General features: G+C 62.4%; 17 protein-coding genes and 1 pseudogene. 7 read left to right on the top strand and 11 right to left on the bottom strand.

Translation table 11 applies throughout. From position 1 onward, the window contains the following. Nucleotides 1-2 precede the first annotated feature (2 nt). The 5 genes from K7H91_RS05910 (at nt 3) to K7H91_RS05890 (ending at nt 6,292) form a co-directional block, all read left to right on the top strand. Complete coding sequence (locus K7H91_RS05910; protein WP_230719278.1) at nt 3-431, top strand: MerR family transcriptional regulator; 429 nt, start codon at nt 3-5, stop codon at nt 429-431. Nucleotides 432-660: 229 nt separating this feature from the next. Then, entirely contained in the window at nt 661-1,797 is a 1,137-nt protein-coding gene (locus K7H91_RS05905; protein ID WP_230719277.1) for a thiolase family protein, read from the top strand. Beyond that, nucleotides 1,797-4,130, top strand: a complete 2,334-nt coding sequence (locus tag K7H91_RS05900; RefSeq protein ID WP_230719276.1) for a 3-hydroxyacyl-CoA dehydrogenase/enoyl-CoA hydratase family protein — start codon at nt 1,797-1,799, stop codon at nt 4,128-4,130. The genes K7H91_RS05905 and K7H91_RS05900 overlap by 1 nt, the downstream gene beginning before the upstream one ends. Before the next feature lie 17 nt (nt 4,131-4,147). Then, nucleotides 4,148-5,938 carry an acyl-CoA dehydrogenase C-terminal domain-containing protein gene (locus K7H91_RS05895; protein ID WP_230719275.1) on the top strand — a complete coding sequence of 597 codons (1,791 nt, stop codon included), beginning with the start codon at nt 4,148-4,150 and terminating at the stop codon, nt 5,936-5,938. A gap of 33 nt (nt 5,939-5,971) precedes the next feature. Continuing rightward, nucleotides 5,972-6,292, top strand: coding sequence for an SCP2 sterol-binding domain-containing protein (locus tag K7H91_RS05890; RefSeq protein ID WP_230719274.1), 321 nt, complete (start codon nt 5,972-5,974; stop codon nt 6,290-6,292). Nucleotides 6,293-6,628: 336 nt separating this feature from the next. Here K7H91_RS05890 and K7H91_RS05885 read toward each other — a convergent pair whose 3' ends face one another. The 7 genes and pseudogenes from K7H91_RS05885 to K7H91_RS05855 all read right to left on the bottom strand — a co-directional run bounded on the left by K7H91_RS05885 (nt 6,629) and on the right by K7H91_RS05855 (nt 14,884). Beyond that, entirely contained in the window at nt 6,629-7,039 is a 411-nt protein-coding gene (locus tag K7H91_RS05885; RefSeq protein ID WP_230719273.1) for a DUF2147 domain-containing protein, read from the bottom strand. Nucleotides 7,040-7,215: 176 nt separating this feature from the next. Further along, nucleotides 7,216-8,499, bottom strand: a complete 1,284-nt coding sequence (locus K7H91_RS05880) for an OmpP1/FadL family transporter (RefSeq protein ID WP_230719272.1) — start codon at nt 8,497-8,499, stop codon at nt 7,216-7,218. Nucleotides 8,500-8,855: 356 nt separating this feature from the next. Beyond that, nucleotides 8,856-9,272: pseudogene (locus tag K7H91_RS05875) on the bottom strand (NAD-dependent epimerase/dehydratase family protein); the annotation flags it as partial. A 169-nt stretch (nt 9,273-9,441) separates the two neighbouring features. Next, nucleotides 9,442-10,827: an amidase gene (locus tag K7H91_RS05870; protein ID WP_230719271.1), complete on the bottom strand. Its 1,386-nt coding sequence runs from the start codon at nt 10,825-10,827 to the stop codon at nt 9,442-9,444. A 39-nt stretch (nt 10,828-10,866) separates the two neighbouring features. Beyond that, entirely contained in the window at nt 10,867-12,063 is a 1,197-nt protein-coding gene (locus tag K7H91_RS05865; protein WP_230719270.1) for an amidohydrolase, read from the bottom strand. A gap of 54 nt (nt 12,064-12,117) precedes the next feature. After that, nucleotides 12,118-13,629 (bottom strand): aldehyde dehydrogenase family protein, encoded by a 1,512-nt coding sequence (locus K7H91_RS05860; RefSeq protein ID WP_230719269.1) that lies wholly within the window; start codon nt 13,627-13,629, stop codon nt 12,118-12,120. A 310-nt stretch (nt 13,630-13,939) separates the two neighbouring features. Further along, a complete protein-coding gene (locus tag K7H91_RS05855) occupies nt 13,940-14,884 on the bottom strand; it encodes a LysR substrate-binding domain-containing protein (protein WP_230719268.1) in 945 nt (314 codons plus the stop codon). 71 nt (nt 14,885-14,955) lie between these two features. On the opposite strand from K7H91_RS05855, the gene K7H91_RS05850 reads away from it, so the two are divergent. Together K7H91_RS05850 and K7H91_RS05845 are read left to right on the top strand one after the other, a co-directional pair. Continuing rightward, the gene (locus K7H91_RS05850; RefSeq protein ID WP_230719267.1) at nt 14,956-16,578 is read left to right on the top strand and encodes an AMP-binding protein; all 1,623 of its coding nucleotides are present in this window, start codon (nt 14,956-14,958) and stop codon (nt 16,576-16,578) included. A gap of 401 nt (nt 16,579-16,979) precedes the next feature. Then, complete coding sequence (locus K7H91_RS05845; RefSeq protein ID WP_230719266.1) at nt 16,980-17,969, top strand: sugar ABC transporter substrate-binding protein; 990 nt, start codon at nt 16,980-16,982, stop codon at nt 17,967-17,969. 296 nt (nt 17,970-18,265) lie between these two features. Here K7H91_RS05845 and K7H91_RS05840 read toward each other — a convergent pair whose 3' ends face one another. The 4 genes from K7H91_RS05840 to K7H91_RS05825 all read right to left on the bottom strand — a co-directional run bounded on the left by K7H91_RS05840 (nt 18,266) and on the right by K7H91_RS05825 (nt 24,213). Then, entirely contained in the window at nt 18,266-19,297 is a 1,032-nt protein-coding gene (locus K7H91_RS05840) for an ABC transporter permease (protein ID WP_230719265.1), read from the bottom strand. Next, the gene (locus K7H91_RS05835) at nt 19,294-20,871 is read right to left on the bottom strand and encodes a sugar ABC transporter ATP-binding protein (RefSeq protein ID WP_230719264.1); all 1,578 of its coding nucleotides are present in this window, start codon (nt 20,869-20,871) and stop codon (nt 19,294-19,296) included. The genes K7H91_RS05840 and K7H91_RS05835 overlap by 4 nt, the downstream gene beginning before the upstream one ends. Then, entirely contained in the window at nt 20,868-22,472 is a 1,605-nt protein-coding gene (locus tag K7H91_RS05830; RefSeq protein WP_230719263.1) for a GMC family oxidoreductase, read from the bottom strand. The genes K7H91_RS05835 and K7H91_RS05830 overlap by 4 nt, the downstream gene beginning before the upstream one ends. A 127-nt stretch (nt 22,473-22,599) precedes the next feature. Then, nucleotides 22,600-24,213 (bottom strand): GMC family oxidoreductase, encoded by a 1,614-nt coding sequence (locus K7H91_RS05825; RefSeq protein ID WP_230719262.1) that lies wholly within the window; start codon nt 24,211-24,213, stop codon nt 22,600-22,602. Nucleotides 24,214-24,389: the final 176 nt, after the last annotated feature.

The following is a 24,389-nucleotide window of genomic DNA, read 5'->3' as shown; positions in this document are numbered from 1 at the left end:
CTATGGTGAATCGTTCAGGAAAGAGAAGGTTTTACGTGGCGGATCAGTTTTTTACGGTGACCCAGTTGGCCGAAGAGCTCGGGCTCACGCCGCGTGCCTTGCGGTTCTACGAGACCAAGGGTTTGATAACCCCGGGGCGCGCCGGAAAGACGCGCATCTATACGCAGCGCGATCGCGCCCGTCTGATCCTGATTCTGCGCGGCAAGCGGCTTGGCTTCTCGCTCGAGGAGATCAAGGAGTTTCTGGACCTATACAAGGTCGACCATACGCAGCAGGAGCAGTTGACGGCGCTTTTGCGGGCGGTGCACGAACGTATCCAGCTTCTGGAAGAACAGAAGGTCGCGATCGATCTTACCCTGTCGGAGTTGAAGGCTGTGGTGAGCGAAACCGAAGAGCGGCTGTCGCAAAAGGCGGGCAAACTCGCCAGCTGATCGGCTCAGGCTGCGCCAGAGCGCCGGGCGATCATATGGCCGCCGGTTTTTCCGCCCCTTTCAAACGGATGCAGGCGTGCCCGTTTTCTGAAATCGCTGCCACAGTTTCACGGCCGGTTGCCCGCTCATGGGGAACCGGCGGACACCGCATTGTGCCTGAAGGCCGAAAGGCGCGGGCTTTTGCGGATCGATTTTCAAATCAAAACATCACCTTTCTTGGGAGTATGCCATGACCAACGTTGTCATCGCGGGCTATCAGCGCTCGCCGTTTTCTCTTGCCACAAAGGGCGAACTGGCCCGTGTCCGTCCGGATGATCTGGCTGCCCAGGTGGTGCGCGGGCTCGTCGAGAAGACCGGCGTCAAGGTGGAGGATATCGAGGACCTGATCCTCGGCTGCGCCTTTCCGGAAGCCGAGCAGGGCTTCAACCTCGGTCGTCTCGTCGTGCTGATGGCGGATCTGCCGCAGTCGATCGGCGGCGTCACGGTCAACCGCTTCTGCGGCTCGTCGATGCAGTCGATCCACATGGCCGCCGGCCAGATCCAGCTCGGCGCCGGCGAAGTCTTCATTTGCGCGGGCGTGGAAAGCATGAGCCGGGTGCCGATGACCGGCTTCAACCCGCTGCCGAACCCGGCGCTCTATGCCAAGGTGCCCGGCGCCTATATCGGCATGGGCGATACGGCGGAAAACGTCGCGACCAAATGGCAGATTTCACGCGAGCAACAGGAAGCCTTTGCCGTGAAGAGCCAGGAAAAGGCCACCGCTGCCCGCAGCGAAGGTCGGCTGAAGGACGAGATCGTGCCGATCAGCGTGAAGGGCGGAACGGTTTCTGAAGACGGCTGCATCCGTCCGGAAACCACGGCCGAGGCGCTGGCCGGCCTGAAACCGGCTTTCTCGTCCGACGGCACGGTCACCGCCGGCACCTCCTCGCCGCTGACGGATGGCGCTTCGGCCGTGCTGGTGTGCTCGGAGGAGTATGCGATGAGGAACGGCCTGACGCCGCTCGCCCGCCTGACCTCCGTCGGCATCAGCGGCTGCGCGCCGGAAATCATGGGCATCGGACCGGTCGGCGCCAGCCGCAAGGCGCTGGAGCGCGCCGGCCTCGATGCCGGCGCCATGGATGTGATCGAGCTCAACGAAGCCTTCGCCAGCCAGTCGCTGGCCTGCATCCGCGATCTCGGCCTTGCCGAAGACCGGATCAATATCGATGGCGGCGCCATTGCGCTTGGCCATCCGCTCGGCGCCACCGGCGCGCGCATCGTCGGCAAGGCGGCGTCGCTGTTGCAGCGCGAGGGCGGCAAGTATGCGCTCGCCACCCAGTGCATCGGCGGCGGCCAGGGCATCGCAACCATATTGGAGCGCATCTGATGTCTGATACAGCATTCAAGATCAACACGGTCGCCGTCATCGGCTCCGGCGTGATGGGATCGGGCATTGCCGCCCAGGTCGCCAATGCCGGTCACAAGGTGCTGCTGCTGGATATCGTTCCGGATGGTGCTGAAAACCGCAATGTGATCGCGGAAACCGCGGTCGCCAGGATGAAGAAGGCTGATCCCGCGCCGTTCATGTCGAAGCGGGCCGCGAAACTGGTGGAAACCGGCAATATCGAGGACGATCTCGAAAAGCTCGCCAGCGTCGACTGGATCATCGAGGTCGTTGTCGAAAAGCTCGATGTCAAGCAGGCGCTCTACCGGCGGATCGACGCGGTGCGCAAGCCGGGCACGGCGATCTCGTCGAACACCTCGACCATTCCGCTCGCCCGCCTTGTGGAAGGCATGCCGGAGGCGTTCGTCAGTGATTTCATGATCACCCACTTCTTCAATCCGCCGCGCTACATGCGACTGATGGAACTGGTGACGGGGCCTGATACCAACGAAGCGCTCGCCGCGGCCGTGACTGATTTCGCCGACCGCAAGCTCGGCAAGAGCGTCGTGGTCTGCAACGATCGTCCCGGCTTCGTCGCCAACCGTCTCGGCGTCACCTGGATCCAGCTCGGCGTGCTGAAGGCGATGGAAGAGGGGCTGACGGTGGAAGAGGCCGACGCGGTGATGGGCAAGCCCTTCGGCATTCCCAAGACAGGCATATTCGGCCTGATCGATCTCGTGGGCCTCGACCTGATGCCGCATATCGGCGCAAGCCTGAAGAGCGCGTTGCCGGACGGCGACATGTTCCACGCGACCAATCGCGACCTGCCGCTGGTCAACAAGATGATCGCCGACGGCTATACCGGCCGCAAGGGCAAGGGCGGCTTCTACCGGCTGAACCGCGAAGGCGGCCGGAAGATCAAGGAGGCGATCGATCTTGGCAGCGGCCGCTACAGCACGTCCGCAAAGGTCGAGAGCCCCGAACTGAAGGCGGCGCGCAAGCCGCGTCAGGTGATGGAAATCGACGGACCGCTTGGCCGCTATGCCTTCGGCGTCATGGCCAATACGCTGTCCTATGCGGCAAGCCTCGTCGGTGACGCAGCCGACGATATCGCGTCGATCGACGAGGTCATGCGGCTTGGCTACAACTGGCGCTGGGGACCGTTCGAACTAATCGACATGATCGGCGCGCCGTGGCTCGTCGCGCGCATGCGTGAGGAAAATATTCCTGTTCCCGACGTGCTGGAAAAGGCGGGCGAGCGCACATTCTACCGCATCGAGGACGGAAAGCGTCAGGCCCTCCAGCCGGATGGGAGCTACCGCGATATCGCGCGGCCCGAGGGCGTGCTGATGCTCGAGGATATCAAGCGCGTCAGCAAGCCGCTTCTGAAGAACGGTTCGGCCTCGGCCTGGGATATCGGCGATGGCGTCGTCTGCTTCGAGTTCACCTCGAAGGCCAATGCCATGGACGACCAGATCATGACGCTGCTCGACAAGACCATCGGGCTTGTGAAGAAGAACTACAAGGCGCTGGTGATCTATAATGAGGGCACGAATTTCTCGGTCGGCGCCAATCTGGGGCTGGCGCTGTTTGCCGCCAATATCGCCGCCTGGGGCGAAATCGAGAAGCTGGTCAGCAACGGTCAGGCGACCTATCGCAAGATGAAATATGCGCCGTTCCCCGTGGTTGCCGCGCCCTCCGGCATGGCGCTTGGCGGCGGCTGCGAGATCGTGCTGCATTCCGATGCGGTGCAGGCGCATGCCGAAACCTATATCGGCCTCGTGGAATGCGGCGTCGGCCTGGTGCCTGCCTGGGGCGGGTGCCGGGAAATGCTGACCCGCTGGCAGAACAATCCGGCGGCGCCCAAGGGGCCGATGCCGGCAACGGCCAAGGTCTTCGAAATGCTGTCGACCGCGACCGTCGCCAAGTCGGCCGACGAGGCGCGGGAACTCCTGTTCCTCGGCAAGGATGACGGCGTGACCATGAACCGCTACCGGCTGCTCGCCGATGCCAAGGCGCGGGCGCTTGCCATGGTTGACGGCTACCAGCCGCCGGAGCCGCGGGAAATCGTGCTGCCCGGGCCATCTGGCAAGATCGCTCTGGAAATGGCCGCCGAGGGCTTCGCCCGGCGCGGGATCGCCACGCCGCACGACCTGACGGTGGCGCGCGAGCTTGCGACCGTCTTGACCGGCGGCGACACCGATATCATCGATCCGGTGGATGAGGACACAATTCTCGAGCTGGAGCTCGACAGCTTCATGCGTCTCGTGAAGACCAAGAAGACGCTCGACCGGTTCGAGAGCGTCATCGAAACCGGCAAACCCCTGAGAAACTAGGAAAGAGGACGAAAACCATGCAAGTCTATAATGCGCCCATAAGGGACATGCGTTTCGTTCTGCAGGAACTGATCGGCATCGGCGACTATCCCGAGATTCCCGGCCTTGAAGAGGTCACGCCGGACCTGGCCGACGCCATTCTCGAGGAATCCGGCAAGTTCTGCACCGAAGTCCTGTTGCCGCTGAACGCGACCGGCGACGAAGAGGGCTGCGTGCTGGAAAACGGCGTCGTGCGCACGCCCAAGGGCTTCAAGGAAGCCTACAAGGCGTTTGCTGAAAGCGGCTGGACGGCGATGGCGTCGGCTCCGGAATGGGGCGGGCAGGGCCTGCCGGAATCCATCAACAAGCTGGTGGAAGAGATGAGCTGCGCGGCTAATCTCTCCTTCGGCCTCTATCCGGGCCTCACCCACGGCGCCTATCAGGCGATCGTCGACCATGCGAGCGAGGAGTTGAAGCAGACCTATCTGCCGAAAATGGTCGAGGGCACGTGGTCGGGCACGATGTGCCTGACGGAGGCCCATTGCGGAACCGATCTCGGCCTGCTCAGAACCCGCGCGGAGCCGCAGGATGACGGCTCCTACAAGATCACCGGCTCTAAGATATTCATCTCCGCCGGCGAGCATGACCTCACCGAAAACATCATCCATCTGGTGCTGGCGCGGCTTCCCGATGCGCCGAAGGGCGTCAAGGGGATCAGCCTGTTTCTGGTGCCGAAATTCCTGCCGAACGCCGATGGCACGCCGGGCCAGCGCAATGGCGTGACCTGCTCGGGCATCGAGCACAAGATGGGCATCAAGGCGTCCGCCACCTGCCAGATGTCGTTCGACGAGGCCACCGGCTGGCTGGTCGGCGAGCCGCACAAGGGCATGCGCGCCATGTTCACGATGATGAACAGCGAGCGTCTGTCCGTCGGCATCCAGGGGCTCGGTGCGGCGGAAGCGGCCTATCAGGGCGCCGTCGCCTATGCCAAGGAGCGGCTGCAGGGTCGCTCGCTTGCCGGCGCCAAACATCCGGACAAGCCCGCCGACCCGATCATCGTCCACCCCGACGTGCGCCGCATGCTGATGACCATGCGCGCCAATGTCGAGGGTTGCCGAGCGCTTGGCGGCTGGGTTGCGCGCAATCTCGACATGATGAAGCACCACCCCGATCCGGAAACGCGCAAGGAAGCGGAAGACTTCACCGCGCTGATGACCCCGATCGTCAAGGCGCTGTTCACCGATCTCGGCTTCGAGACCGCCTCGATCGGCATGCAGGTCTATGGCGGCCATGGCTTCATCCGCGATCACGGCATGGAGCAATATGTCCGCGACAGCCGCATTTCGATGATCTACGAGGGCACTAACGGCGTGCAGGCGCTCGACCTCGTCGGCCGCAAGATGCCGGCGCATATGGGCCGCTATCTGCGTGCGTTCTTTCATCCGGCGCTCGCGGAAATCGATGCCGCGATCGACGATGACCGGCTTTCCGATCTGGTTCAGCCGCTGTCGAAGGCCTTTGGCGGGCTGCAGCTCTGCACCGCCGAGATCGCCCAAAAGAGCCTGAGGGACCCGGAGGAGGCCGGCGCGGCCGCGACCGAATATCTGCGGCTCTTCGGCCTCGTCGCGCTCGGCGTGATGTGGCTGCGGACGGCCAAGGTCGCCCATGCCGCGCTCGATGGCGAATGCGACGATCCCGAGTTCTACAAGGCCAAGCTCGTCACCGCAGACTTCTACATGACCCGCATCCTGCCGCAGGCGGCCGGCCTCGTCGCCGCGATCCGCTCCGGCAAGTCCGCGATGATGGCGCTCGACGAGATGGCGTTTTGATGCGGCGAAGCGTCGAAAGGGAAAGGAACGACAATGGCTGAGATCGGCGCGCTTATCGCGGCAATGGAAGCAAAGTCCGATGCGCTCGAGGAACTGGGCTACCGGGTCCGATTCGACATGAAGGATGCCGGGTCAATTTTGCTCGATGCCACGGAGGGCAATGTCGAGATTGAAGAGGATGAGAGCGGAGAGGCCGAGGCCGACACGGTGCTCATTCTCACCTCGGACAATCTCGAAAAGCTGATCAAGGGAAAGCTGAACCCGATGCTGGCCTTTTCCACCGGCCGTCTGAAGGTGCGCGGCTCCCAGGGCGTGGCGCTGAAACTCGCCGGTCTTCTGGAGGAAGCCTCCTAAGTCCGCCTGAAACACGAAAGGCAGCGCCTGTTCAGGGCGCTGCCTCCAGGCTGCTGACAAAGCCACAGCGTCTGAGATTGTCACGCACGCCAACCCCACCCACAGGCGTCATGCTCGGACTTGATCCGAGCATCCAGGCGGGTCAACCGATTGATTTCCTAAGTCTTATCGCAGACACTGGCCGTGCTGCCTGGATCCTCGTGTCAAGCACGAGGATGACCCCGAGTTTAGGGACGGGTTGGCAACAAACTGAAGGCAGCGTCTGTTCAGGGCGCTGCCTCAATCTGGCGCGACCGGCCTGCCTTTCGGCGGCCGGTCGCGCGTTTTTGATATCTCCTATTTCGTCCGGCGCCAGGTCTGGCTCTTGCAGATCACGCCGCCCATGATGCAGCCGGAGAGCTTCAGCGTGTTGGCGTCGGTCAGCTCCATCTTGCCGGTATAGGTCTTGCCGTTCTCGAAATTGTAGAGCTTGCCTTTCCAGGCATTGTCGCCATCGGCCGAGAGGCCTGAGAGCATCTCAGTCCCGACGAGCGGGCGGCTGCGCTTTGCGGCGTCGGGGTTCTTGACGTCGTTGGACGGCGTTTTCTGCCAGACAATGGTGCCGCAGTAATTGCTGCCGCAAGGCGCGATCTGAACCTGTGTCTTGCCGCTCTCCGTCAGCCACTTGCCGTCCGGCGAGGCGGCGCCGGCCATCGAGGCCATCATCAGGTTTGCTGCGAGTGCAGCGCCGAGAACTTTTCTGATCATGAAACTCCTCCCGTTTCGTTTTTCCGAGCCATCGGCCGGTGCGGCGGTATCCTCCCCAGAAACCGCCACAGGCCGTGCCGCCCCCGGTTTCGGCCGGGGAGCGGCGCTATCTCTTTGTTTTTACGCAATTCCGGACGGTGAACCGGTGTCCACTTCACCTGGAATTGCTGTAAGCCTCAGAAGCGATAACGCAGGCTGGCCGATACGATATTGACGTTCGCATCGACGTCGCCGAAGAAGGCGAGACCCGCGTAATGCGGATTGTTGGCGTCGAGCTGGATGTCGGTGTCGCCGGTGGTGAAGATATGCTCATAGGCGAAGTCGAGCGACAGCTTGTCGTTCCAGCTGTAGGTGCCGCCGATCGAGGCATGAACGCGATCGCTGTCGGGCAGGCGCAGGTCGCGGTTGGTGGTCGAGATCGGCGACCATTCATAGCCGACGCCGCCGCGCACGGTGAACCGCTCGTTCATGGCATATTCGAGGCCGACGGAGAGGTAGTAGCCGTCATCATATTCGAAGGGCAGGTCAGTGAGCTGCATGCCATTGGTGAAACCGGACGTGCCGTAGACCGGGAAATTGTTGAAAACGCTCCAGTTGGTCCATTCGAAGCCGGCGTTCAGGGTCAGCTGATCGGTGAGCGCCTGGCTGAGGCCGACCGTGATCTGGTCGGGCAGTGTGATGTCGGTTTTCACCGGATAGGAGCCGGGCGGAAGCGGTCCCATCATGGCGCCGATATCGAGATGGCCTTCGAGGTTCTGCTTGATCTGCGAGCGATAGCCGACGCCGATCACCGTGCCGTCCATCGGCGTCAACGTGAAGCCGAGCGTGAAGCCGACGCCCCAGGAATCGCCCTCAAGCTCGGCCGAGGGCGCACCCGGGAACGGGCTCATCGCCTGCGTCAGCCGGGTCTTGAAATACATCGCCTCGATGCCGCCGCCGATCGCCAGCCAGTCATTGACCTGCCAGGCAATGGTCGGGTTGATATCATAGCTGAGAACTTCCGAGGTGCGGGCGTAAATCTGCCCCGCATAATTGAACGGATTCTTCGTCTCGAGGCCGAAGGGCGTGTTGAGGCCCAGGCCCAGCCAGACATCGTCGCTGACCTGATAGCTCACATAGCCGGCCGGCAGCGCCGCATCGAGCGCCATATCGCCGGTCGAACCGGTGCCGCCCAGCATCAGAAGTGCCGGCGCGGTCCCGCTTGTCGGCGTTATGTCGGAATAGGGGAAGATGCCTGAAAGGTCGACTTCGACCTGAAACCCTTCAAAGGCGGCCATCGTCGCCGGGTTCCAGTACATCGAGCCGATTCCGGCCTGTCCCGCCGCCGCGCCCGCAAAGGCCTGCCCCTGGCCGACAGCGCTCTGCTCACGCAACGCAAACGAGCCGGCGGATGCCGTTCCCGCTAACAGTACCGTGGCCGCGCCCAGCATCAGAAAATGTATTCGGCTGGTTTTGTTCATCGCTTGCTCCTCCTCACGCTAAACCGGAACGCTCTTGGCTCCTCGTCCCAAATGGAAAGATATATGACGTTAAGGTAATCTAGTATCCTAATAAGGAAGAAGGCGCCCGAATTTCCCAGCCTGTGGCCGAATCGTCACACATTTTGCGCGCCAGATGGCAGACGCACTGATGCTGGCGCGCCCGTTCCGGCAACTTTACGACTCTCGAATTTGTGGACTCACACCAGCGCCACATTCTCGCGGAGGCTGAAGATTTCAGCTGCGCGGGCGCATTTTCGCGCGCAGCAACCTCGATGGCTCGGCATCATGAACAGGCCGCCACGTCCCGACCCGTGGAATTGATTTCAGAATAATGATCAATGAGGGCTTTCGGCGGACGCCCGCTCGGAAAAATTGCCGGCGAGAAAAGCGTCATAGGCATCGCGGATACCGTCCTCAAGGCTGATCTTCGGCGTCCAGCCCATGGTGCTGAGCTTGTCCGCGCTCATCAGCTTGCGCGGCGTGCCGTCGGGCTTGGAAACGTCGTGGACGATCTCGCCGTCAAAGCCGACCACCTTGCAGACCAGCTTTGTCAGATCGAGGGTCGAGATATCCGTGCCGGAACCGACATTGACGTGCTCTTCCCCGGAATAATTCTCCAACAGGAAGACCAGCGCGTCGGCGCAGTCGTCGGCATGGAGGAACTCGCGCAGCGGTGTGCCGGTGCCCCACACCACGATTTCCTTCGCGCCCGAGGCCTTGGCCTCATGCGCCTTGCGGATCAGCGCCGGCATCTCGCATCGACATCGGCGGTATATTCCGGCGCTTCGAACGACACTGCCACATGGTATTCCCTGTCCGGTCGAGCTTCCCGATACCATCCGGTAACTGCCAGGGTTTTCCTTCGATATATGGAACGCCGCATCCAGGCTCGGGGCGGGAAAGGGATTATGGGTGCTGGTGTCAAGAAAGCGGCCGTCTGCGATGCCATTGCGTTGCCTTCTGAAAGGCCATGCCGGCGCGCGCCAGCGTGGCTTCGCCGTACAGCGGCCCGATCAACTGAATGTTGATCGGCATGCCGTCGGAATGAACGCCGCCGGGCATGGAGAGCACGGGATGGCCCGACATTGTGAAGGGGCATGTGAAGCGATGAATGCCGGAGATCATGTCGTCCGAGAGGTTTTCCATCGCTTCATTGGGTGGCGGCGAGAAGGCCATGGCTGGCGAGAGAACAAGGTCCAGATCGGCGAACAGCGCTTCGAAATCGCCGCGAAAAGCATTGGCGCGATTGATGACCATCTGGTAATCGGTACCTTGCAGCGCCCTGCCACGCGCGACCAGCGCTGTAAGCGCCGGGCCAAGCGCGCCCGGCTGCTCAGCGGTGACGGTGCCATTGACCAGCGCGTTCTGGACGGCGCAGACATCGAACCAGTCCCAGATGATCTGCCCGGAATTCGGCAGTGTGATGGCGATTAGTTCGGCGCCCAGATCACGCAGCGTGTCGGCTGCGGCCAGCATGGCCGAGACGTGTTCGGGGTCCGTACCGGCGTAGGAGAACGCCATGTCGATGCCGATCCGCATCCCCTTCAGAGAAGCATTGGCCTCCGCAAGATAGTTTTCAACGGGCCGGCGCGATGATGTCGGGTCGGCGCTGTCGCGTCCGGCGATGATGCCGAGCACCGCGGCTGCGTCTGTGGCGCTGCGGGCGATCGGTCCCGCATGGTCGAGCGAGGCGGCGAGTGGATAGATGCCGGCGCGGCTGACGCGGCCCCAGCTCGGCTTGAAGCCGGTGACGCCGTTCATGGCCGAGGGAATGCGGATCGAACCGCCTGTCTCTGTCGCCAACCCGGCAAAGAACAGGCCGGCCGCGACGCCGACGGCGCTGCCGCTTGACGATGCGCCGCACCAGCGATCTGGATTCCAGGGGTTGACCGGCGTTTTAAAGGGCGCGCGGTGTTCGGCGTAGGCGCCTTCCGTCAGGCAGGTCTTGCCGAGAATGACCGCGCCGGCGTCGATCAGCCTTTGGGTGACCGTCGCGTTGGCGGTGGCAATCGCGTCGAGGCGAGAGGGCATGCCGGCAGTGGTGGGCGTGCCCGCGAAATCATAAAGGTCCTTGAGCGCGATCGGGACTCCGTGCAGCACGCTGCGCCGCAGGCCCGTAGCGATGTCGCGGTCGGCGGCTTCAGCCTGGGCAAGCGCGCGCTCGGCGAGCAGGGTGATGAAGGCGTTGAGGGAGGCGAGGCTTTGGCAGCGCTCAAGCTGATGCCGCGTCACCTCGACGGCCGAAACCTGCCGGCTGGCGATCATCGCGCCGATTTCGACAAGGCCTTGATAGTGCAGAGCCGTCATCATCTTGTCCTGACCGCCTCAACGCCTGAGTCGGCGGTGTCAGCCTTTACCGCCGGTCGGTGTCTGTTCGAGAAGGGCAAAGGCGGCATGGACGAACAGGCGGGTGCCCATCGCCAGCGCATCCTCGTCGATATTGAAGGCGGCGTCGTGATGTGGGGCGGTGATCCCCTTTGCCGCATTGCCGGCGCCCAGCAGAACGAAACAGGCTGGCGCTTCGTGCGCGAAGGCGGAAAAATCCTCGCCGGGCATGATCGGCGGCAATTCGCCAATGCCGTCGGGGCCGAACAGGTCGGCGGCCACGGCGGACATGACCGCCGCGGTTTCCGGATCGTTGATCACGGCGTCGTAGATGCGGGTGTATTTGTAATCGCAACTCGCCCCATGGGCCGCGCAGAGTCCCTTTGCGACCTCGCCAATGCGGCGCTCGATCAGGTCGCGCACATCCGGATCGAACGTGTTTGTGCCGCCGCTGATCGTTGCGGTCGCCGGAATGACGCCGACCGAACGACCCGAGTAGAATTCGGTGACGCCGACCACGGCGGCATGCAGCGGATCGACCTCGCGCGCCGCCAGATGCTGCAGATTGGTGACGATCTGCGCGCCGATGGCGATCGGGTCGACGGCCGTGTGAGGCGTGCCGATATGGCCGCCCTTGCCCTTCACCTCGATCGAGAAAATATCGCAGGCCGCCATGACCGCGCGGGCGTTGATCTGCACCACGCCGGTTTCATAGGGCGACCACAGGTGCAGGCCAATAACGCGATCGACGCCGTCCATCGCGCCATTGGCGACCATGCCCACCGCGCCACCCGGCGGCTTTTCCTCTCCGTTTTCGAACAGAAAACGGATCTCTCCGGCAATCCGGTCTTTAAGGCTGGACAGCGCCGCCGCCGCGCCGAGAAGAATGGCCGTGTGCCCGTCATGGCCACAGGCATGCATGACGCCGGAATTCTTCGAGGCAAACGGAAGGTCCGTCGCCTCGGTGATCGGCAGTGCGTCGAAATCGGCGCGAATGGCGATCACCGGTCCAGGCTGCGCGCCCTTGAGACGACCGACGACGCTGGTGCCAGACGGGCGCGAGATCTCGATGCCGCCAAAGCTCTCCAGTGTGCTTGCGATAAACGCGCCGGTCTGGTGTTCTTCGAAAGAGAGTTCGGGATTGGCATGCAGATGGCGTCGCCATTCGATCACCTTGGCCTTCAGGTCATCACAAAGCGCGTCGAGCTGTTCTTTCATCTCTATCTCCCTGAAGGCCTGCTTTTTCTTGAACTGGAAGTCCCGTGGCCAGCGTCAGCCGAAATCCGGTGATTCCAACCGCATGCAGACCGCGCGCGGTTCGGTATAGGCATGCACGACCTCGCTGCCGAACTCGCGGCCGAGCCCGGAAAGCTTGGTGCCGCCGAAGGGCATGGCGGTATCGAGGATGTTGTGGGTGTTGATCCACACGGTTCCGGAATCGATCTGGCCTGCCAGCAAGTGCGCCTTGTTGATGTCGCGCGTCCAGATGCTGGCCCCGAGCCCGTATTCGGTGTCGTTGGCCAGCGCCTTGATCTGGCGCGGATCCTCGATCGGCATCGCCAGCACCACCGGTCCGAATATTTCCTCGCGGGTGATGCGCATGTTGGCGCGGGCGCCGGTCAGCACCGTTGGCTGGTAGAAATAGCCCTTGCCGTCGGCGGGGGCCGCGCCGCAGAGCGGTTCGGCGCCTTCTTCCACGCCGCTTTCAACCAGCGAGGACACCCGTTCCATCTGACGCGATGAAATCAGCGGGCCGAGTTGGTTGGACGGGTCGAAGCCGCTGCCGAGGCGCAGTTCCCGGGCGATCTGGGCGACACCCTTGGTTACTTCGTCAAAGATCGAGGCTTCGACAAAAAGCCGGGAGCCTGCCGTGCAGACCTGCCCGGAGTTGGGGAAGATCGCATTCGCAGCGCCAGGGATCGCCTTGTCGAGATCCGCGTCCGCGAGCACGATCGCCGGAGATTTGCCGCCGAGCTCAAGCGTCACGCGCTTCATCTGGCTGGCCGAGGATTGCAGAATGCGCTGGCCAGTCGCGGTTGAGCCGGTGAAGGCAATCTTGCGCACCAGTGGATGGTCGACGATGGCCTGGCCGGCATTGTGGCCGTAGCCGGTGACGATGTTGATCGCGCCGTCGGGAATACCAGCTTCGAGAATGAGCTCGCCGAGCCGCAGCGTCGTCAGCGAGGCTTCTTCCGATGGTTTCAGAACGATGGTGCAGCCGAATGCGATGGCCGGCGCGATCTTCTGGATCGCCTGGCCAAGCGGGAAATTCCAGGGCGTGATTCCGCCGACCACGCCGACCGGCCGACGCTCGGTGTAGGCGCGATAGGTGCCGCCGTCATCGAAGAAAGGCGAAAGCTGGATATATTCGCCGGCGATCTTGGAGGCCCAGCCGCCATAATAGCGCAGAGCGTCGACGGTGAATTTCAGGTCGACATTCTTCGAGACAAGATAGGGCTTGCCGTTGTCGAGCGTCTCGAGACGGGCGAGCTCCTCGGCGTCGCGTTCAACCAGAAGCGCGAGCTTTTCCAGCAGCCGGCCGCGGTCGAGCGGGCGCATTTTCTGCCACAGCGCGCTTTCGAATGTGCGGTGCGCGGCCTGCACGGCAAGATCGACATCGGCCGCTGTCGCCGCCGCGATGTCAGCGATCTTGTCTTCGGTGGCCGGGTCATAGACCGCGATCGTCTGCCCGTCGGCGGCGTCGCGCCACTTGCCGTCAATCAGCATCTTGCCTTCAGGAATGCGGATAGACGACCCGCCAGGCCTTTCGATCATCTCAAGCATGTGTTTACTCCCGGTGCCGCCGGAGAGTGCATTCCGGCTGGATATTTCAGGTTCCCAAGAAGCGGCTCCGCGTTCCATACCGGTCGCGAACCGTTCCATCTCATTGCTTTACGGCATTTTCGCAGACATCAGGTGATTGCGTCCGTCAGCGAAATGCTTTGGCGGCGTTTCCCGCTCGTCTTGTTCTGTTCGTTGATAAAGTCATCACCGGATGCGGCTCTGGGTCCAATAGTATTGAAGCGACCGACCAATCGCAAAATGCTATTGCGCAGCCTTCACGACTATTGTGTTTGCTCTCGAATGGGCTGTTTCAGCGTTTCAGCAATGTCAGGAAACGGCGCAGCGCCGGCACTGATTGGTTGGCGCGATAAATCAGCGCCAGATTCAGGCCGACGTCCAAACCTTTTACCGCAAGAAACTCGATACCCTGAGGCTTGCGCCATCTCTGGCATTCATTGACCAGGGCGCTACCGAGCCCTGTCGTGACCAGCGCCAGCATTTCCGCCTCGTTTTCAGCTTCGTGGACCACGTCAACAGTGACGCCGGCCTGGAACAGACCGCGATGTATTTCATCGTAGTAGGCGGGGCTCTCGCGCCGGTGAAACAGGATCAACGGCTGACCGGCCAGTTCCGAGACGTCGATGGATTTCCGCTGGGCGAACTCCGAGTTCGAGGATACCGCGAGCATTATGGCGTGGCGCGTTATCGGCAGGGTCGTCAGCAACGGATCATTGGGCGGATTATAGATGAAGCCGGCATCGATCCGACCGTCGTAAATGCCCTCTATCTGGCCGAGACTTGTCATCTGGCTCAGCACGAGCCGTACATCCGGATTGGCGCGGCGGAATTCCATGATCGTCTCGGGAATGACGCCGCTCCATGCCGCGACCTCGATGAAGCCGAGCTTGAGCATGCCGGCCTCGCCGCGCGCCACCGCTTGGGTTTCGCTGACCGCGTGGTTAAGGTTGACAAGGATCTGGCTGCAATGTTCGCGGAAGGTATGGCCGGCGGCCGACAGTTTCACTCCGCGCGGCAGGCGATCGAACAACGTCACTCCGAGTTCGGCTTCGAGCAATTGAATCTGCCGGCTCAGCGCGGGCTGGGCAATGTGAATCCGCTCCGACGCGCGCCCGAAATGCTCGTCTTCGGCAACGGCTATAAAATATCGAATTTGTCTCAAATCCATGGTGATTGATAGCAATTCGTTATGTGTCATGGCAAGCGATAATATTGGACCTGAAAGGTCGGCTGCCACTATCCGTTAGGGAAAACATGTCCTTGGCGGCATCCGTTGATTGCCGCGACAACGGCAAAAAGGGACCATCCATGCATTCCCCCTTCTCCGCTTTCCTGGCCCAGTCGAATGCGCGACCGGACGCCACCATGCTGCTTGCGCCCGCAAGCGCCGGCCTGTCCTACGCCCCTCAGGGGTTTCGCATCACCTATGGTGAAATGCGGGTCACGGTCGAGGCGGTCCGCAAACGGTTCGGCGATGCCGGATATGGCGTGGGCCATCGCGTGGGGTTGCTGTTGGAGAATCGGCCGGAATTCTTCAGCCACTGGCTGGCGCTCAACGCCCTTGGCGTTTCGATCGTGCCCATCAATCCGGATCTCAGGCCCGGCGAGCTGGACTATCAGCTTGAGATGGCGGATGTGGACCTGATCGTTACCCATTCGAAACAGGCTCCGACGCTTTCCGCTCTCGACCGCAACCGCATTCGGGTGATCGAGGTTGGCGAAGCGGTGCCGGCGGCGGGAGTGTCGGCGGTGCGCCAGAGCGGTCTTGCCGATGACGAGTGTGCGCTGCTGTTTACGTCGGGCAGTACCGGCAAGCCGAAGGGTTGTATTCTGTCCAACACCTATTTCATGATTCTGGCCGACTGGTATGTCACGCAAGGCGGTATCGCCGCGGTCGTCCCCGGCGAGGAAGTGGCACTGACACCGCTGCCGATGTTCCACATGAATGCGCTGGGCTGCACCGCGCTCGGCATGATCGTGTCCGGCGGCACCATCGTGCCGCTCGACCGCTTCCATACCAGCCGCTGGTGGCAGTCGGTCAGCGATTCCGGGGCGACCATCATCCATTGCCTCGGCGTTATTCCGGCCATCCTGCTGCGCCTGCCGGAAAGCCCCTACGATCGCAACCACCGGGTCAAATATTCGCTCGGTCCGGGCGTTGACGCCAAGCACAAGATTGAGTTCGAGGAGCGCTATCGCATCCCGATCGTCGAAGCCTGGGCAATGACGGAAACCGGCGGACGGGCGACCACGACGACGGCGTGTGACGATTATACACCCGGCCAGCGCTGTATCGGCCGGCCGCGCGAGGGCATGGAATACCGTATCGTTGACGATACAGGCGACGATGTGGAACTCGGAACGCCAGGCGAACTGCTCGTGCGCGCCGAAGGCGATGATCCCCGCCAGGGTTTTTTCAGTGGCTATCTCAAGGATGAACGGGCGACGGAGGAGGCTTGGACGGGTGGCTGGTTCCATACCGGCGACGTGGTCTATGAGGATGAGGGTGGACTTCTTTATTTCTTCGACCGCAAGAAAAGCATCGTTCGCCGCAGCGGCGAAAACATCGCGGTTCTGGAAGTGGAGGCGGCCCTGGCTGGCAATGACGCAATCGAGACGGTGGTTGTGACGCCGGTAGCCGATGACCTGCGCGGGGAGGAGGTTTTCGCCTTCTTCGTCCGGGCCGGAAACGGTGCGAGCGGTGACGATGCCAGACTGGCGGAGGATGTCATACGGGCAGGCGCGGAACGGCTCGCCTATCATAAGCTGCCGGGCTATGCCGCTTTTATCGACGCTCCGCCGTTGAGCTCGACCCAGAAATTGCAGCGGGGCGAGGTCAAGGCAATGGCCGCCGAGTTCATACGAACCGGCAAGGCGCTCGACTTCCGGGAGCTCAAGGCCGGCATGCGACGCAAGACGGAGCATGGCTGAAGAGCGTCGTATCCGGCGTTCTCCCGCTGCGCCGCGCGCGGCCCAGACAGGCGAGGCGCGAGGTTTTCGGCAAGCTCTGCTTGCCCAGGGAGGCGTCGCTCCGCGAGCTGTGACTGCAGGTTTCTTCCAGACGAAATTGTTCGGCTTCAGAGCGAAGCCGGACTATTCCTGACAGTTGACTGTTATCAAGGCTTCAATCTCCGATCGATCATTTCAGTCCCCCGGTTCATCGCAAATCGTTATGGAAAGCCGGCATCTATTTTATTGGATGCCCGCGCGAAATTCCGTTCTTCTGGTTTCATGCAAAGCGTCGGCCGAATGCCGCGCATTTGCCCGGTGCGACCGGAAAATGAGGAATTTCGGCGGTCGCGAACGACATCAAAAAACGAAAGGGGAATTCAATGACCATGAAATGCCTGAAAACGCTTCTCGGGACCACCGTGATCCTGTCGGCGGGCGCGTTTGGCGCTCATGCCGAAACGCTTGTCGGTTACATTTCGCCGATCGCCGCCCAGCCCGGTCAGCAGATGATCAACCAGGCGATCGAGGCCGCAGCCGCGGAAAACGACTGGACCTATCGCGTGCTTGACGCCAACCTGTCCGCCGACCGGCAGGTTTCTCATGTCGATACGCTGTTGACGATGGGCGCAAAAGCCATCGGCTCCTGGTCGCTCGACGCCAATGCCGTCGCCGGGGCCTATTCCCGCGCCAACGCGGCGAACGTTCCCGTCATCGGCCTGAACTCGGTCGGCCAGGGTGTGACCAACACCGTCTGGTGGGAAACCAATCTCTGCAAGCCGGGTGGTGCCTACGATCAGCAGGCCGCCTGGATCGCCGAGCGCAAGCCGGGCGCCAAGGTCATCGTGTTTGGCGGCCCGCCCGTTGAATCGATCATCAACAACAAGAACTGCTTCACGGCCGCCGCCAAGGCCGCCGGCCTCGAGGTGATTGATCAGGTCGACAACACCAAGGATTCGACGGCCAATGCTGCGACGCTGGCCGCCGACGAATTGTTGAGGTTCCCCGATGTCCAGGTGTTCTGGGCCTATAATGATTCCAGCGCGCTCGGTATCGCCGCTTCGGTCTTCGCCAATGGCAAGTCGATATATAACGGCGAGAATGAAGACGGCATCATGGTGTTCGGCATCAATGGCGATCAGGATGCGATCACCGCGGTCAAGGAAGGCCGTCTGACCGGCACCTGGGATCCGGACTCCTATGCCACCGGTCTTGCCGTTGCGACCGCGATGAAGCGCGCTATGGCCGATCCCTCGGCCGAGCAGGAGGATATCGTCGTCGCGGCCAAGCTGTTCACCTTCGAAAACATCGATAGCTGGAAGGACGGCACGGAGCGCGGTTACACGGTGGACGACTACCCGCTGGCGAACTGACGCGCTTCCACGGACTGTGGAGACCGGTTTGGCATCCGGAAATGTTCCGGACTGAAACTGAAAATCTAAGGTGAGTGGGGCCCGGAAGCATGCTTCCGGGCCCTTTTTGTGGGATAGGCGAGCGGCTGTGGAAGATGTTGGAAGAGACAGCGACGTCGGCTCATGGTCGGCGCAGAGGAAACCCGAACGACCACGCCGGTTGCAGTTCTTCGCGCAAAAAAGTGTCCCGCCTGAATGCCACAGGCAACCAGGCGGGAGGCCGCGCGCTATGGGGGGAACACCGCGCGCGAGGGAGGTTATTCCACGGCGGATTGACGGCGGCGACGCAGGATCTGGCGCAGTCCGCCGAGCCAGACCGCCAGGATCAGAATGCCGCCGCTGACCATGCCCTGCCAGAACGAGGAAACGCCGCTCAGCGTCAGGCCGTTCTGGATGACGCCGAGGAACAGCACGCCGATCATCGTTCCGAACACCCCGCCTTCACCGCCGGTGAAGGCGGTTCCACCGATCAGGACCGCGGCAAGCACGGTCATCAGCAGCGTGGGGTCGACATCCGCCGAAGCCGAGGTCAGCCGTCCGACCTGGACGATGCTGCCGAGGGCAGCCATGAAGCCGGCGATGATAAACACCGCGAGCACGACGCGCCGGACGTTGATGCCGTTGAGCCGGGCAGCCTCCTGATTGGAGCCGATGGCATAGAGGGCGCGGCCGAAGGCGGTATAGCGCAAGATTCCGCCGGCGATCAGCAGCAGGGCAAGATCGAAGACCAGAATGATCGGAAACGGACCGATGCTGCCATTGACGAATGTGTTCAGCGGCTTGAAGCCGGCGGTCGCGAACACGCTGACGCTGGTGCCGTCATTGATGATCAGCGAAAAGCTCTGGAACATCGATAGCGTGCCAAGCGTCACAACAAAAAACGATATCTTCAGATACGAGATCGCAAAGCCGTTGATCGCTCCCAGGAACGCGCCGAACAGGAGTGCGGCGACGATCGCGATCGGTGCGGATACGCCGGTGAGCAGGGTTAGGCCGAAGATCATTGCCGAGGCCGCCGAGGCGCTTGCCACCGACAGGTCGACGCCGCCCGAAATCACCACATAGGTCGCCCCCAGCGCCAGCACGAAGACCACGCTGTTGGATTTGACGATGTTCATCAGGTTCGGCCAGGTGAGAAATACCGGCTGGGTAAGGCTCAAAAACAGGCCGACGATCACAAGGCTGATCAGCGCGCCGGCGTAGCGGTTCTGGAAGATACGGGCAAGAATGGAGGGCGCCGGCGTATAGCGCGCGGCCGCCTGCGGCTTTTCTAGAGGGGTGGCGGTCATTGACGTGCTCCGGAGAGGTGGTTGTTTTGATCGGGTTTGTCGGCGCCGGCTACCGCCACATGGGCGATGGCCTGCTCGGTTGCTTCGCTGCGGTCGAATTCGGCCTGCAGATCGCCCTCGAAGAAGACGGCGATACGGTCACAGATGCCAAGCAGTTCCGGCAGTTCAGAGGAGATGACGATAACGGCGGCGCCGGCTTCGGCCGCATCCTGCAACATGCGGTAGATTTCACTTTTGGCGCCGACATCGATGCCTCGCGTCGGCTCGCTCAGCACCAGCACATCCGGTGCGCGAACGAAGGTGCGACCGAGGATGACCTTTTGCTGGTTTCCACCCGAAAGGGTGACGATCGACGTCGCATGCGATGAGGTCGCGATCCGATATTTGTCGATGGCTGCCATCACATCGCCGCGCTCGCGCCGCGTGTTGAGAATGCCTCCGGAACACAGCCGGTCCATCCAGGCAATCGAGAAGTTCTCGAGCACGCTGCGCACCAGCAGCAGAGCCGAGGCCTTGCGGTCGTCGGGCACATAGCCGATGCCGGCGGCAATGGCCTTGCGGGGATCGCCGAGCGACACGGGCTTGCCGCCGACCCTGACCGTGCCCGCCCCCTCGATCGCGCCGCCGAGCACCATGCCGAATTCGGACTTACCCGAACCGACAAGACCGGCAATACCGACAATTTCACCGCGCTTCACATTGAGCGTGGTCGGCTTCAGCAGGCCCTGCGGCGTGTGGAGGTCGCGGATTTCGATCACGGTTTCACCGGCGGGGATCTCGCGTTTACCGTAGAAATCGGTGATCTCTCGGCCAACCATCAGCCGCACCAGGTCGGTTTCCTGCGTTTCGGCGAGCGGCACGGTGGCAACCAATTGGCCGTCACGCAGTACGGTCGCGATGGACGCGACGGCATAGATCTCGGGCATGCGGTGGGTGATCATCAAAATGGCCATGCCCGCGTCGCGCTCCTGCCGCACCAGAGCGAGCAGACGTTCGGTCGCCGCCTCGGACAGGGAACTGGTGGCTTCATCGAGGATCAGCAGCCGGGCATTGGACGACAGCGCCCGGGCGATCTCGATCTCCTGGCGCAATTCGACGCTGTGATCGGAGACGATGGCCCGCGGCGAGACGTGGACGTTGAGCCGGTCAAGGGCCTCGGTGGCCGCCTGTTCCAGCCGCGGCCAGTCGATCAGGCCGAGCCGTGTGCGCGGCAGGCGACCGAGGAAGATATTCTCCGCCACCGTCAATGTCGGCGCGAGGGTCAGTTCCTGGCTGATCATCACGAATCCCATTTGCAGCGCATGAGCGGGGCTTTCGATGTGACAGGCCACACCGTCGACGAAGATTTCGCCTTCGTCGGGCTGGATCAGGCCGGCGATGAGTTTCGAGAGCGTGGATTTGCCGGAACCGTTCTCGCCGGTCAGCGCGTGCACTTCGCCGGCCCGCACGGTGAGGCTTACGTCGCTGAGCGCCCGCACTCCCGGAAAGCTCTTGGATATCCCCTCCAGGCGGACGATGACATCGTTCTCCGCCGCTCGTTCGCTCTGTGCGTTGAACGCGATGGCCTCACTCATGCTGCCCGCCTCCGTATAAGGTCCGCCGCCTTTTCGGCGATCATGATGGTCGGTGCGTTGGTATTGCCTGAAATCAGTGTCGGCATGATCGAGGCATCGACCACGCGCAAGCGCTCCACGCCGTGCACCTTCAATTCCGGATCGACGACCGCCATCGCATCGGTGCCCATCTTGCAGGTGCCGACCTGATGCGACACGCAGCCGCCATTCTCGACAAGATAGGCCTCGATCTCGGCGTCGCTCGCCGTCTCCGCGCCCGGCAGGTGTTCCGCGATCACGAAATCGGCAAGCGGTTTGCTTGCAGCCATGCGCCGGGCGAGTTTAAGCCCCTCGACCGCGATACGGCGATCGCGTTCGTCGGAGAAATAGTTCGGCGAAAGTCTCGGCTGATCGAACGGATCGGGCGACCGCAGTGTAATTTCACCGCGGCTTGCCGGGCGAACGGGACAGAGGAAATTGGCAAAGCCTGAGAACTTGAACAGCCCGTCTTCGTAATAGCCGCCGGAAAAGGTCTGGAACAGGAATTGCAGATCCGGCGAGGCCGATTCCGGCAACACGCGGGTAAACAAGCCGGCCTGTCCCGCCGGCACCGACAGCGGTCCCTTGCGCGTCAGCAGCCATTGGAGGCCGACGCGCAGCTTGCGGAACCGGCTCAGCATCACGTCGTTCATCGTGATCGGCTGGTTGCATTTCCACGTTATCTGTCCGCCGTAATGGTCCTGCAGGTTCTTGCCGACGCCGGGCAGATGATGAACGCTGGCGATGCCGTGCCCCGAGAGCGCTTCCGCATCGCCGAGGCCCGACAGCATCAACAATTGCGGCGACTTGACCGAGCCGGCGGCGAGAACGACCTCGCGGCGCGCCTTCACCGTCACCGGAGCACCGTTCCGGCGAAAGCGCACGCCGGCGGCGACGCGGCCGTCGAACAGGATGCGCTCAGCTTCGGCATTGGTGGCGACGGTGAGGTTGGTCCGCGTCATCGCCGGCTTGAGATAGGCGGTTGCCGCCGAAGCGCGCCGCCCGTTTCTGATCGTTGCCTGGAAATAGCCGGCGCCTTCCTGTTCGGCGCCGTTGAAATCATCATTGCGCGGAATGCCCTGCGCGCCGGCGGAGCCAATGAAGGCATCGCATAGCGGATTGCGCTCGGTAAGGTTGGTCACGGCCAATGGACCGCCGCGGCCGTGGTACTGATCGGGTCCGTTTTCCTGGTCCTCGGCCTTGCGGAAATAGGGCAGCACGTCGTCATAGGACCAGCCCGGATTGCCAAGCTGGCGCCAATGATCGTAATCCTCCGCCTGGCCGCGAATGTAAATCAGACCGTTGATCGAAGAGGAGCCGCCGAGAACGCGGCCCCGCGGCCAATAGATCTCGCGACCATTCAGCGCCGGATTGGGGTCGGTCTTGAACTTCCAGTTGACCCTGGGGTCGACGATGGTCTTGCCGTAGCCGACGGGAATGTGAATCCAGAAGCTGGAATCCTTGCCGCCGGCCTCCAGCAGCAGCACCGTCGCGTTTGGGTCTTCGCTGAGCCTTGCTGCGAGCACGCAGCCGGCCGAGCCGGCGCCCACGACGATGTAATCGAAACTCTGTCCGTCGAGCACGGATACTCTCCCGGTAGTCCGGCGCTCGTGCGCCGGTGCCTCGTCTCAATCCCCGAGCGCTGTTCCCGCTTTTCCGGCTTTTGTTTTCGACCGGGGACTTCGTATGTCAGTTTGCGCAGGCCGGTGTTCAGGCGGCCTGACCGCGGATCATATCCGCGGCTTTTTCAGCGATCATGATCGTCGGCGCATTGGTGTTGCCGGAGATCAGCGTCGGCATGATCGAGGCGTCGACCACGCGCAATCCGGAAAGACCATGAACCTTGAGTTCGTTATCGACCACGGCGAGCGGGTCCTGCCCCATCTTGCAGGTGCCCACCTGATGGGCGATCGACAGACCGGTCTCACGGGCGTAGGCGAGGATTTCGTCATCGGAGCGCACCTGATCGCCGGGTGCGTATTCGGCGATGATCTGGGCGGCGATCGCGCCTTTTTCCGCAACCTTGCGCGACAGTTTGATGGCTTCGACGAGCACGCGGCGATCGGTCTCGGAGGACAGGTAATTGGGCTGCATCAGCGGCATGTCGGCCGGGTTGGCCGAGCGCAGCCTGAGCGTGCCCCGGCTTTCCGGCCTTACCGGACAGACGGCATTGGCAAAGCCCGAAAACGGGTGCAGACCATCATCATATTCGTCATGGCTGAAAGTCTGGAACAGGAACTGGATATCGGGCGTGGCAAGTCGCGGATCGGACTTTGCGAAGGCGCCGACCTGTGCGGCGGAAATCGTCAGCGGACCGCTGCGCGTCAGGATATACTGAAGCCCGGCCCGCAACTGCTTCATCCGGCTCATCATGATATCGTTGACCGTAACGGCGAGGCGGCTCTTGTAGGTGACCAGCGCGCCGTAGTGATCCTGCAAATTCTCGCCGACGCCCGGCAGGTCGTGCACGGTTTCGATGCCGTGCCGCGCCAGTTCAGCTACGGGACCGACGCCCGAAAGCAGCAGAAGTTTTGGCGAGTTGATCGATCCGGCGCTGACGATGACCTCGCGACGCGCCTTGATCAGCGTGCGTATGCCAGCGCGCTCGAGAAGCACCCCGACGGCGCGCTTGCCGTCGAACACGATGCGCTGGGTTTCCGCGCGGGTGATGACGCGCAAGTTGGGCCGCTTCATCGCTGGCTTGAGATAGGCCACGGCCGCCGAGCAGCGGCGCGCTCTGCGCGTCGTGGTCTGGTAGTAACCGACGCCCTCCTGGACAGCGCCGTTGAAATCGTCGTTTCGCGGGATACCGGCCTCGACGGCGCTGGCGATGAAGGCCTCGCACAGCGGATTGCGCTCCTTGAGATTGGTGACTGCCAGCGGGCCGCCGATGCCATGGAATTCGCTCTCGCCGTTTTCCTGATCCTCGGCCTTGCGGAAATAGGGCAGGACATCGTCATAGGACCAGCCGGCATTGCCGAGCTGGCGCCAGTGGTCGTAATCCTCCGCCTGGCCGCGGATATAGAGAAGGCCATTGATCGAGGAGGAGCCGCCCAGAACCTTGCCGCGGGGCCAGTACATCGGCCGGTTCGCGATCTCGGGTCCGTTTTCGGTTTCGTACCGCCAGTTGAGGCGCGCGTCGACGATGGTCTTGCCGTAGCCGATCGGAATATGAATCCAGGGATTGCTGTCCTTGCCGCCGGCCTCCAGCACTGTCACCTGCGTACGACCATCCTCGCTCAGGCGCGCGGCCAGCGTGCAGCCCGCCGACCCGGCGCCAACGATCACAATATCGGTTTCTATGGATTCCGGATGGTTTCGCATGGGGTATCAAGTTGCCCGATCTCTGCCATGGCAAGTGCGGTCATGGCCCGCCCAGGCCGTTTCTGTCTTTATCCCGGTGAGGTTTGTCGGCAAGATGCCCTCCCACACGCCACCTACAAGAGAACTACAGAGACCGATAGAATTCCAATAAAAACATTGGGGTCGATTCATGCCGG

The organism is Martelella mediterranea (genome assembly GCF_021021415.1).
Lineage (GTDB): Bacteria > Pseudomonadota > Alphaproteobacteria > Rhizobiales > Rhizobiaceae > Martelella > Martelella mediterranea_C.
Note: the sequence above shows the minus strand (reverse complement) of the source record. Positions and strands in the feature narration are given on the sequence as shown.

What these genes read in the sequence shown, in the direction of transcription:
- K7H91_RS05835 (WP_230719264.1), bottom strand. Translation starts at nt 20,871, where the DNA reads ATGAGTGAGGCCATCGCGTTCAACGCACAGAGCGAACGAGCGGCGGAG.
- K7H91_RS05860 (WP_230719269.1), bottom strand. Translation starts at nt 13,629, where the DNA reads ATGCTTGAGATGATCGAAAGGCCTGGCGGGTCGTCTATCCGCATTCCT.
- K7H91_RS05880 (WP_230719272.1), bottom strand. Translation starts at nt 8,499, where the DNA reads ATGAACAAAACCAGCCGAATACATTTTCTGATGCTGGGCGCGGCCACG.
- K7H91_RS05885 (WP_230719273.1), bottom strand. Translation starts at nt 7,039, where the DNA reads ATGATCAGAAAAGTTCTCGGCGCTGCACTCGCAGCAAACCTGATGATG.
- K7H91_RS05865 (WP_230719270.1), bottom strand. Translation starts at nt 12,063, where the DNA reads ATGAAAGAACAGCTCGACGCGCTTTGTGATGACCTGAAGGCCAAGGTG.
- K7H91_RS05870 (WP_230719271.1), bottom strand. Translation starts at nt 10,827, where the DNA reads ATGACGGCTCTGCACTATCAAGGCCTTGTCGAAATCGGCGCGATGATC.
- K7H91_RS05890 (WP_230719274.1), top strand. Translation starts at nt 5,972, where the DNA reads ATGGCTGAGATCGGCGCGCTTATCGCGGCAATGGAAGCAAAGTCCGAT.
- K7H91_RS05840 (WP_230719265.1), bottom strand. Translation starts at nt 19,297, where the DNA reads ATGACCGCCACCCCTCTAGAAAAGCCGCAGGCGGCCGCGCGCTATACG.
- K7H91_RS05910 (WP_230719278.1), top strand. Translation starts at nt 3, where the DNA reads ATGGTGAATCGTTCAGGAAAGAGAAGGTTTTACGTGGCGGATCAGTTT.
- K7H91_RS05895 (WP_230719275.1), top strand. Translation starts at nt 4,148, where the DNA reads ATGCAAGTCTATAATGCGCCCATAAGGGACATGCGTTTCGTTCTGCAG.
- K7H91_RS05825 (WP_230719262.1), bottom strand. Translation starts at nt 24,213, where the DNA reads ATGCGAAACCATCCGGAATCCATAGAAACCGATATTGTGATCGTTGGC.
- K7H91_RS05905 (WP_230719277.1), top strand. Translation starts at nt 661, where the DNA reads ATGACCAACGTTGTCATCGCGGGCTATCAGCGCTCGCCGTTTTCTCTT.
- K7H91_RS05850 (WP_230719267.1), top strand. Translation starts at nt 14,956, where the DNA reads ATGCATTCCCCCTTCTCCGCTTTCCTGGCCCAGTCGAATGCGCGACCG.
- K7H91_RS05900 (WP_230719276.1), top strand. Translation starts at nt 1,797, where the DNA reads ATGTCTGATACAGCATTCAAGATCAACACGGTCGCCGTCATCGGCTCC.
- K7H91_RS05845 (WP_230719266.1), top strand. Translation starts at nt 16,980, where the DNA reads ATGACCATGAAATGCCTGAAAACGCTTCTCGGGACCACCGTGATCCTG.